The 9,710-nt window shown below is 71.3% G+C and carries 9 protein-coding genes and 1 pseudogene; 7 read left to right on the plus strand and 3 right to left on the minus strand.

Features of this window, described 5'->3' with window-relative positions; all coding sequences use genetic code 11:
- Positions 1-31: 31 nt before the first annotated feature.
- Genes A5712_RS29780 through A5712_RS29790 form a run of 3 tightly spaced genes read left to right on the plus strand, consistent with a single transcriptional unit; the run spans position 32 to position 3,881 of the window.
- Positions 32-1,591, plus strand: a complete 1,560-nt coding sequence (locus A5712_RS29780) for a cytochrome c biogenesis protein ResB (protein ID WP_068114196.1) — start codon at positions 32-34, stop codon at positions 1,589-1,591.
- A complete protein-coding gene (gene ccsB / locus A5712_RS29785; RefSeq protein WP_068114163.1) occupies positions 1,588-2,565 on the plus strand; it encodes a c-type cytochrome biogenesis protein CcsB in 978 nt (325 codons plus the stop codon). The genes A5712_RS29780 and ccsB overlap by 4 nt, the downstream gene beginning before the upstream one ends.
- A gap of 44 nt (positions 2,566-2,609) precedes the next feature.
- Positions 2,610-3,881 (plus strand): MinD/ParA family protein, encoded by a 1,272-nt coding sequence (locus A5712_RS29790; protein WP_068114198.1) that lies wholly within the window; start codon positions 2,610-2,612, stop codon positions 3,879-3,881.
- Between the two features lie 6 nt (positions 3,882-3,887).
- Here A5712_RS29790 and A5712_RS31165 read toward each other — a convergent pair whose 3' ends face one another.
- The gene (locus A5712_RS31165) at positions 3,888-4,043 is read right to left on the minus strand and encodes a hypothetical protein (RefSeq protein ID WP_142282082.1); all 156 of its coding nucleotides are present in this window, start codon (positions 4,041-4,043) and stop codon (positions 3,888-3,890) included.
- A 46-nt stretch (positions 4,044-4,089) separates the two neighbouring features.
- Here A5712_RS31165 and A5712_RS29795 point away from each other — a divergent pair, with 46 nt between their 5' ends.
- A complete protein-coding gene (locus A5712_RS29795; RefSeq protein WP_068114165.1) occupies positions 4,090-4,443 on the plus strand; it encodes a DUF4229 domain-containing protein in 354 nt (117 codons plus the stop codon).
- A gap of 105 nt (positions 4,444-4,548) precedes the next feature.
- Here the strand turns inward: A5712_RS29795 and A5712_RS29800 are convergent, their stop codons facing one another.
- Positions 4,549-5,421, minus strand: a complete 873-nt coding sequence (locus tag A5712_RS29800) for a 1,4-dihydroxy-2-naphthoate polyprenyltransferase (protein WP_068114203.1) — start codon at positions 5,419-5,421, stop codon at positions 4,549-4,551.
- A gap of 34 nt (positions 5,422-5,455) precedes the next feature.
- On the opposite strand from A5712_RS29800, the gene A5712_RS29805 reads away from it, so the two are divergent.
- Positions 5,456-6,232: an S-methyl-5'-thioadenosine phosphorylase gene (locus tag A5712_RS29805; RefSeq protein ID WP_068114201.1), complete on the plus strand. Its 777-nt coding sequence runs from the start codon at positions 5,456-5,458 to the stop codon at positions 6,230-6,232.
- Positions 6,229-7,260: an NAD(P)-dependent oxidoreductase gene (locus A5712_RS29810; RefSeq protein ID WP_068114168.1), complete on the plus strand. Its 1,032-nt coding sequence runs from the start codon at positions 6,229-6,231 to the stop codon at positions 7,258-7,260. The genes A5712_RS29805 and A5712_RS29810 overlap by 4 nt, the downstream gene beginning before the upstream one ends.
- 52 nt (positions 7,261-7,312) lie before the next feature.
- Here A5712_RS29810 and A5712_RS29815 read toward each other — a convergent pair whose 3' ends face one another.
- Positions 7,313-8,944: a hypothetical protein gene (locus tag A5712_RS29815; RefSeq protein WP_068114170.1), complete on the minus strand. Its 1,632-nt coding sequence runs from the start codon at positions 8,942-8,944 to the stop codon at positions 7,313-7,315.
- Positions 8,945-9,236: 292 nt separating this feature from the next.
- On the opposite strand from A5712_RS29815, the pseudogene A5712_RS32275 reads away from it, so the two are divergent.
- Positions 9,237-9,710 (plus strand): annotated as a pseudogene (locus tag A5712_RS32275) (hypothetical protein); the annotation flags it as partial.

Raw genomic sequence — 9,710 nt, forward strand, 5'->3', positions numbered from 1 at the left:
GGCCCGCAACACCTGGCGCGCGCTGACCTCGATGGGCACCGCGCTGGTGCTGCTGTTCCTGCTCGCGCTGGGCGCGATACCCGGCGCGCTGTTGCCGCAGCGCAGCCTCAACGCCGGCAAGGTCGACGAGTACCTGGCCACCCACCGCGTGATCGGGCCCTGGCTGAACCGGCTGCAGGCCTTCGACGTGTTCTCCAGCTTCTGGTTCACCGCCATCTACGTGCTGCTGTTCGTGTCCCTGGTCGGTTGCCTGACCCCACGGATGATCGAGCACGCCCGCAGCCTGCGCGCCACCCCGGTGGCCGCCCCGCGCAACCTGGCCAGGCTGCCCAAGCACGCCAGCGCCGAAATCGCCGGCGACGCGGCGGATCTCAACGCCCTGGCGAACACGATCGCCGGCCGACTGCGCGGCTGGCGCACGGCGATCCGCCACGAAGGCGAGGTCGTTGAGGTCTCGGCTGAGAAGGGCTACCTGCGCGAGTTCGGCAACATCGTCTTCCACTTCTCGTTGCTGGGCCTGCTGGTCGCCGTGGCCGTCGGCAAGCTGTTCGGCTACGAGGGCAACGTCATCGTCATCGCCGACGGCGGCCCCGGCTTCTGCTCGGCCTCGCCGGCGGCGTTCGATTCGTTCCGCGCCGGCAACACCGTCGACGGCACGTCGCTGCACCCAATCTGCATCCGGGTCAACGACTTTGCCGCGCACTACCTGCCGTCGGGGCAGGCCACTTCGTTCGCCGCCGATATCGACTACCAGAACGGCCGCGACCTGGCCGCCAACAACTGGCGGCATTACCTGCTGGAGGTCAACCATCCGCTGCGCGTCGGCGGCGACCGGGTGTACCTGCAGGGCCACGGCTACGCGCCCACCTTCACCGTGACCTTCCCGGACGGCCAGGCGCGCACGTCGACCGTGCAATGGCGCCCCGACAACCCGCAGACCCTGCTGAGCTCGGGCGTGGCGCGCATCGACCCGCCCGCCGGCAGCTACCCAAACGCGGCCGAGCGCCGCCAGCACGAGATCGCCATCCAGGGCCTGCTGGCGCCGACCGAGCAGCTCGAGGGCACCCTGCTGTCGTCGCGCTTCCCGGCGCTCAACGCCCCGGCCGTGGCCGTCGACATCTACCGCGGCGACACCGGCCTGGACACCGGGCGGCCGCAGTCGTTGTTCACGCTGGATCCCCGGCTGATCGAGCAGGGCCGGCTGACCAAGGAGAAGCGGGTCAACCTGCGCGTCGGTCAGGAGGTCCGCCTCGATCAGGGCCCGGCCGCCGGCACCGTCGTCCGCTTCGACGGCGCCGTGCCGTTCGTCAACCTGCAGGTCTCCCACGACCCCGGCCAGGCCTGGGTGCTCGTCTTCGCGGTCACGATGATGGGCGGGCTGGTGGTGTCGCTGCTGGTGCGCCGCCGCAGGGTGTGGGTCAGGCTCAGCCCGGCGGCCGGTACGGTGAACGTCGAACTGGGCGGGCTGGCGCGCACCGACAACTCGGGGTGGGGCGACGAGTTCGAGCGGTTGACCGAGCGGTTGTTGCACGGGCTGGGCGAGCCCGACACCGCCGCGTCCAGAAGGAGTTCTCAGGTGGACGTCAAATGAACACGCTGCACGTCAACATCACGCTGGCGCGCTACTCGGACTGGGCGTTCACCTCGGCGATCGTCGCCCTGGTCGTCGCGCTGCTGCTGCTGGCCGTCGAGCTGGCCTACGTCGGTGCCCGGCGCGCCGATCGGCGCACGGCGGTACTGGCCGGCTCGGTCGCCGCCGACAGCTCGGTCCCCGGCATCGTGGAGGATGCCGACGCGCGGCCGTTCGACGAGCGCGTCGGGCGGGCCGGGCTGGCCGTGGTCTACCTCGGCATCGGGCTGTTGCTGGCCTGCATCGTGCTGCGCGGCCTGGCCACCGTGCGGGTGCCGTGGGGCAACATGTACGAGTTCATCAACCTGACGTGCTTCTGCGGCCTGGTCGCCGGCGCGGTCGTGTTGCGCCGCCCGCAGTATCGCCCGCTGTGGGTGTTCCTGCTGCTGCCGATCCTGATCCTGCTGACCGTTTCCGGGCGCTGGCTCTACACCAACGCCGCGCCGGTGATGCCCGCGCTGCAGTCCTACTGGTTGCCCATCCACGTGTCGGTGGTCAGCCTGGGCTCCGGGGTGTTCATGGTCGCGGGCATCGCCAGCATCCTGTTCCTGCTGCGCACGTCGCGGCTCGGCGATCCGGAGGCCGACGGCGCGTTGGCCCGCATGGTCCGGCGGCTCCCCGACGCCCAGACCCTGGACCGCGTCGCCTACCGCACCACGATCTTCGCGTTCCCGGTGTTCGGTTTCGGGGTCATCTTCGGCGCCATCTGGGCGGAAGAGGCCTGGGGCAGGTATTGGGGCTGGGACCCCAAGGAGACGGTTTCGTTCGTCGCGTGGGTGGTATACGCGGCCTATCTGCACGCACGGTCGACCGCGGGATGGCGGGACAGGAAGGCGGCCTGGATCAACGTCGCGGGATTCGTCGCCATGATCTTCAATTTGTTCTTCGTTAACCTGGTGACCGTGGGCCTGCATTCGTATGCGGGCGTGGGATGACAGTCAGCAACCGACCCGAGTAACACACAACAGGGGGAGTGCACGTGTCCGACCATCCAACCACCGGCGTGGGTGCGCCCGAGCCGCCCCCCGAAGCGCCGCCCCAGCAGGCGGGACCGAGCGACGAGGCGCCCACCCGCGCCTTCGCCGGATTCCGCACCGAGCGGCGGGTCCCCGGACCCGAGCGGCGGCAAGCGGCAGCCCCCACCGCGCCCGGCCCGGCGCCCGGCGGGATGCCGCCCTGGGATCCCACACCGGTGACCGGGATCCCGCGCGTCGACCCGACCGCGTTCGGGGCCTATTACAACGGGCCAGCAGAGGCGCCACCGGCCGAGGCGCAGGCGCCCCCGTACCGGCCCGAGCACCTGCCGCACACGCCGTATCCGGAGCTGTCCACCGGCATGCTGTTGCGCCCGGTCAAACCGCCGCCATCCGAGGGTTGGCGCCGGGTGATCTACGACCTGTCCGGTCACCTGATCAACCTGGGCGAGAGCCCGCGGGCCCAACGCCACAACAACCTGGTGGCGCAGGTCAACCGGCCCCTGCGGGGTTGCTACCGGATCGCGCTGCTGTCGCTGAAGGGCGGCGTCGGCAAGACCACGATCACCGCGACGCTGGGGTCGACGTTCGCGACGATCCGCGGCGACCGCGTGGTGGCCGTCGACGCCAACCCCGACCGGGGCACGCTGAGCCAGAAGATCCCGCTGGAGACGGCGGCGACGGTGCGCCAGCTGCTGCACGACGCCGGAGCGATCGAGCGCTACAGCGACGTCCGCCGGTACACCTCGAAGGGCCCGAGCGGCCTGGAGGTGCTGGCGTCGGAAACCGACCCCGCGATCTCCGACGCGTTCGGCGCCGAGGATTACAGCCGGGTGCTGGAGATCCTGGAGCGGTTCTACGGCCTGGTGCTCACCGACTGCGGCCCCGGGCTGCTGCACTCGGTAATGTCGTCGGTGCTAGAGAAGGCCGACGTGTTGCTGGTCGTCGCGTCGGGGTCGATCGACGGCGCGCGCAGCGCCTCGGCGACGCTGGACTGGCTGGACGCGCACGGGCACGAGGAGCTGGTCCGCAATTCGATCGCGGTCATCAACGCGGTGCGGCCGCGCACCGGCAAGGTCGACATGAACAAAGTGGTCGACCACTTCTCGCGCCGCTGCCGGGCGGTGCGGCTGATCCCGTTCGACCCGCACCTCGAGGAGGGCGCCGAGATCGACCTGGACCGGCTGCGGCGCGGCACCCGTGAAGCGCTCACGGAGCTGGCCGCCGTCGTGGCCGACGGGTTCCCCGGTGACCAGCGCAACCCGGGTCTGGTTTAGGAGGGACTAGCGGGGGTTATCCCCGTGGCCTAACCGCCGCAAGAAGTCAGGATCGTCGTCGGGCCCGATGACGCGGGTCTTCGGCCGGGCCTGTGACCGCGCCGCGCGCCAGCCAACGTAGATCAGCGTTCCCAGGATCAGAACGAGTAGCAGGTAGAGCACTCAACACCTCCTCCGAGCGAATATACGCGGGCCGTAGGCTCGGGGTGTGTCAGATCGGCCCAGCGACAGCAGCACCGACGAGCGCCCGCGCAATCGGGTCGTCGTCGACGTTTTGCTCTACGCGGCTGCGCGGCTGGCGCTGGTCGCCGCGCTGAGCGGCGCGATCTACGGGCTCGCGCGATTGCTGGGGATCGCCCAGTTCCCCGTCGTGGTCGCGGTGTTGTTCGCTCTGATCATCGCGATGCCATTGGGCATCTGGGTGTTCGGCCCGCTGCGCCGCCGCGCGACCGCGTCGCTCGCGATAGCCGGCGAACGCCGGCGCCGGGAGCGCGAACAGCTGCAGGCCCGGCTGCGCGGCGAGGAGGCGCCGCGGCCGGAGCCGGACGCGCCGGACGCTTAGTCCCCCCTCGTTTGCGTGTGCATCGACGGCGTTGCGCGTGCATCCGGGGCGAAAAAATCGCCCGGATCCCGCCGCCAGCTCACACGCAAAACCCTGAATGCACACTCAGTGCGCGAGGGCCAACGCGCCCGCCACCGCGAAGGCCCACACCACCATCGCCAGCCCGGTGTCTCGCAGCACCGGAATCAGCTCGCGCCCGCCGCGGCCGGAGCGCACCGGGGCGAGCGCGCGCAGGGCCAGCGGCGTGGCGACCAATCCCACGGCGCACCACGGCGTCGCCGCCATCAGCACCAGCGTCGCGACCCCCGCGGTCGCCAGCAGCACCTGGTAAAGGATCCGCGTGCGGGCATCACCCAGGCGCACCGCCAGGGTGATCTTGCCGGACTGTGCGTCGGTGGGGATGTCGCGCAGGTTGTTGGCCACCAGCACCGACGACGACATCGCCCCGATCGACACCGCCAGCACCGCCCCGACCCAGTCCACCCGCAGCGCCTGGGTGTACTCGGTACCCAGCACGGCGACCAGGCCGAAGAACACGAACACCGCGACCTCGCCAAAACCCGCGTAGCCGTACGGCTTTGAGCCTCCGGTGTACAGCCACGCGCCGGCGATGCAGGCCGCGCCGACCGCGATCAGCCACGGCGCGCTCAGCAGCGCCAGCACCAGCCCGGCGACCGCGCCCAGCGACAGGCTCGTCACCGCCGCGGTCAGCACCGCGCGCGGGGCGGCCAGCCGCGAGCCCACCAGCCGGACCGGGCCGGCGCGCTCGTCGTCGGTACCGCGGATGCCGTCGGAGTAGTCGTTGGCGTAGTTCACGCCGACGATCAGCGCCAGCGCGACGGCCAGCGCGAGCAGCGCCTTCCACCACACCGCGGATCCCAGCCACGCCGCGGCGCCCGTGCCCGCCACCACCGGCGCCACCGCGTTGGGCAGCGTGCGGGGCCGGGCACCCGAGACCCACTGCGCGAGACTGGCCACCAAGCCATCCTGCCTCATGCACCACAATGAGCGGATGCTCGGAGTCATCGGCGGCAGCGGCTTCTACACGTTCTTCGAGTCCGACACCCGCAACATCGACGTCGACACCCCCTACGGCCCGCCCAGCGCCCCGGTCACGGTGGGCGCCGTCGGCGACCACGAGGTCGCCTTCCTGCCCCGGCACGGTGCGACCCACCAGTTCTCGGCGCACACCGTGCCGTATCGGGCCAACATGTGGGCGCTGCGCAAGCTCGGCGTGCGGCGGGTTTTCGGCCCCTGCGCGGTCGGCAGCCTGAATCCCGACAACGGCCCGGGCGCGGTGGTGGTGCCCGACCAGCTGGTGGACCGCACCACCGGCCGCCCCGACACCTACTTCGACTCCGGCGCCGTGCACGTCGACTTCGCCGACCCCTACTGCCCGACGCTGCGGGCCGCGGCCACCGGCCTGCCCGACGTCGTCGACGGCGGCACGATGGTGGTGATTCAGGGTCCGCGGTTTTCCACCCGGGCGGAGAGCCGCTGGTTCGCCTCGGCCGGCTTCAGCCTGGTCAACATGACCGGCTATCCGGAGGCGGTGCTGGCGCGCGAACTCGAAATATGTTATGCGGCAATCGCGTTGGTGACCGACCTGGATGCCGGCGTCCGGGCCGGTGAAGGCGTGAAGGCCGTCGAGGTGTTCGCCCAGTTCGAGAAGAACATCGGGCCGTTCAAGGAGCTGGTGCGCGCCGCGATCGGCCGGGTCGCCGCCGAGCGGGACTGCGCGCACTGCCAGCCGCACACCGGCGTGACCCTGCCGGTGGAGTTGCCGTGAGGGTGCTGCTGACCGGGGCGGCCGGTTTCATCGGGTCGCGGGTGGACACGGCGCTGCGGGCGGCCGGTCACGACGTGGTCGGCGTCGACGCGATGCTGCCCGCGGCGCACGGCCCGAATCCCGTGCTGCCACACGGCTGTCGACGCGTCGACGTCCGCGACGGCGACGCGCTGGCCCCGCTGCTGGACGGCGTGGACCTCGTGTGTCATCAGGCCGCGATGGTCGGTGCCGGCGTCGACGCGGCCGACGCGCCGGCCTACGGCGGCCACAACGATTTCGCCACCACGGTGTTGCTGGCGAGGATGTTCGCCGCGGGCGTGCGCCGCCTGGTGCTGGCCTCGTCGATGGTGGTCTACGGGCAGGGCCACTATGCCTGCCCCGAGCACGGGCTGGTCGACCCGCCGCCGCGCCGGCGCGCCGACCTCGACGCCGGCATCTTCGAAAACCATTGCCCGGCATGCGGGCTCGACGTGACGTGGCGACTGGTCGACGAGGACGCCGCGCTGCGCCCGCGCAGCCTGTACGCGGCCAGCAAGACCGCGCAGGAGCATTACGCGCTGGCGTGGTCGGAGGCGACGGGCGGCTCGGTGGTGGCGCTGCGCTACCACAACGTCTACGGGCCGGGCATGCCGCGCGACACCCCGTATTCCGGGGTGGCGGCGATCTTCCGCTCATCACTGGAAAAGGGCGAGCCGCCAAGGGTTTTCGAGGACGGCGGCCAGATGCGGGATTTCGTGCACGTCGACGACGTCGCCGCCGCGAACGTAGCCGCCGCGGAGGCCGACCGTGACGGCTTCACCGCCGTCAACGTCTGCTCCGGGCGGCCCATCTCGATCCTGGATGTCGCCAGCGCGCTGTGCGAGGCGCGGGACGGTTCGGTCGCCCCGGTGGTCACGGGGCAGTACCGCAGCGGCGACGTGCGCCACATCGTCGCCGACCCGGCCCGGGCCGCCGAGGTGTTGGGGTTTCGTGCGGGCATCGACCCGCGCGAGGGCTTGCGCGAATTCGCCTTCGCGCCTTTGCGTTAAGGCGATCGCAAGCGCGGCGAAGCCGGGCGAAGCGGGTCGCCGCCAGCTAGCTCTAACTCGACGGCGGGCGGAAGATCCGCGGCTTTTGGACGGGGATCTGCCGGGTGGCCGAGTCGTCGCCGCGGAAGATCCGCGGCGAACCGGCGAGCTGCGGCGTCGCCCCGCCGGTCGGGATGCGCGTCGTCGCCGCGGCCGACGGGGCCGCGTGGCCGACGGGGATGCGCGTCGTCGGCGCGCCGGGGCCGGGGGGGGTGCCGGCCGGGCCGCCGCGCGTGTGGGCGGGGCGGCGGCGCTGGCGTCGCGCGCGCCGCGCGCCGAGCTGCCCGGTGATGATGGCCGCCACGAGGATGCACAGCGCCAGCACGCACAGGGCGACGTCGAAGGTGCTGGTGATCTGTTGGGCGAGGTTGTTGCCGTACACCGGATTCGGCGCCGGCGCGTTGGGGGCCTCCTCGAACCGCGGCGCCAGCGCGACGCCCAGCACGACGCGGGAAATGCCCAGTGTCGCAACCAGTCCGCACAGCGACGAGATCAGCCTGGGGGAGACGGCGTCGTTGCCCAGGTTGATGCGCAGCCAGATGGCCAGCACCGCGGTCGCCAGGTCGAAGGCCGCCAGCACCATGCTGTCGTAGCGCGAGAACGGGTAGTTCAGGGTCACCGCGACGGCCAGGTCGGTGATGCGCATGGCCATCGACCCCAGGCACCAAACGATGATGAGCAGCAACCCGTTTCGGGCCGCCGCGCGCCACGCGTTCTCCTCCGTCGCCGACGCGTCACGGCGGGCCGACAACGCCGCGGGCGCGAAAATGGCCGCGGCCGCCGCCCACGCCAGGTAGCCCTCGAAGCCCACCCCCGCCGTAGACGTGTTCTGCGCTATGCCGTGGAACGCGTCGATGTCGCGGCCGACCGGCAGGATCCACACGAGGATTCCGGCGACCAGCGTCGAGACCCCGAGGGCCACGGTTGCCAGCCGGGAAGCCCTGGTGCTGCGCAGCAGCCACCTCGACCCGACCAGCACGGCGAGCAGCGCCACCGCGCCGTACACCAACGCCGTCGCGATCACCGCGATGTTCTGCTTGCCGAAGCCGGACGAGCCGCCCGCGTCGTGCAGCGCGTATTTCAGGCGCCAGAACAGGTTGAAGCAAAAGCTCAGTGCCGCGCCCACCATTGACGCGTAGCCGATGACCCGCACCGGCCTGGGGTGGTCATTTGAGTCGGCCGCGACCGGCCGGGCGCTCAGCAGCGAGCCGGCGATGCCCAGCCACGCCCCCGGCCCGACACCGCCGGGCACGTTCACGCTGCCACCGAACCGCACGGTCTCGAACACGTCGAACACGACGAAGCCGATGACCAGCAACACGTAGGGAACGTTGAGCGCCAGCCGAAGGCGGCCCGCCCGCGCGGGATCGAACTTCGGACTCGCCGATCGCCAGGAACCGGCCAGCACGATCGATGCCAGCGACAGCAGCGTCACGACGAACAGCACCGCCAACAGCGGCTTGTTACTGCCCTCGATTCCCAAGCCGAAATACAGGTTCCACGGGAACAGCAGCGCTACGACGAGCATGGCGGCCGCGGTCAGATCGATCGCGACGTCCGAACGCCGGCGGGGCTGCGCGGGCTGGGTCTGCTGCGTTCGCCCGCGGATCGGCCCGGTAGGGGCATCGTCGCTGCTCTGACTCACGGTTCCCCCCGGGTGTCGAGGACGGCTTCTGGCGGCGCAACTTTGGCGGCGCGGCGCGGGAACCCCCTGCCGCATCGACCGCGTTGCTTACTTGGAAACATAATCTCCGTTCGGGCGACGCGGCAGTGGTGAGGACGTGTGCGTTTCCGGGGTGGCCGCCACGCGGTTACGCTGCGCTCACAGGCGAACACCGAAACCTCGTCGCCCGAATGACTGTTACCGCCGACGGTATCGCAGTGTAATGATGCCGGGACATGCTGGCTGTGGGGTAGCCGGCCGAAGGAGAGTCGGGATGGACGTCGTGCTGGGGGTCGCGGTCACAGGTCCTCGTGCCCGGTTGGCCCTTGTCGGTTCGGGCGCCGGCCTGATCGACGAGTCCGTCGTAGACCTCGCCGATCGCCCGATCGAGAAACTGACCGAGACGGTCGTCGGGACGAATCGGTTGCTGGCCGAGGAAAACCACCGGCTGCTCGCCACTCGGCTGTGCTGGTCGGATCTCCAGTGGGCGGAGCGGCTGCGGCGGGCGTTGGAGGACTCCGGGGTCCACAACGTCGCCGTGCTGTCGGAAGCGCAGGCGCTGTCCGGGGCGGGCGCGCCGCCGCGGCCCGACGAGGACCCCACCGCGGGGGCCATCGCCGTCGCGTCCCCCGCGGGCCCGGCCGCCATGGCCGCGCCGCGGGCCAGCGCAACGGTGGGGTCCTCGTCGGGCCGCGGCGGCGCGCCCGCCCCGGACAGCGCCTGCGCTTCCGACAGCACGGCGACGTTG

Source organism: Mycobacterium sp. E2327, from assembly GCF_001672675.1.
GTDB lineage: Bacteria > Actinomycetota > Actinomycetes > Mycobacteriales > Mycobacteriaceae > Mycobacterium.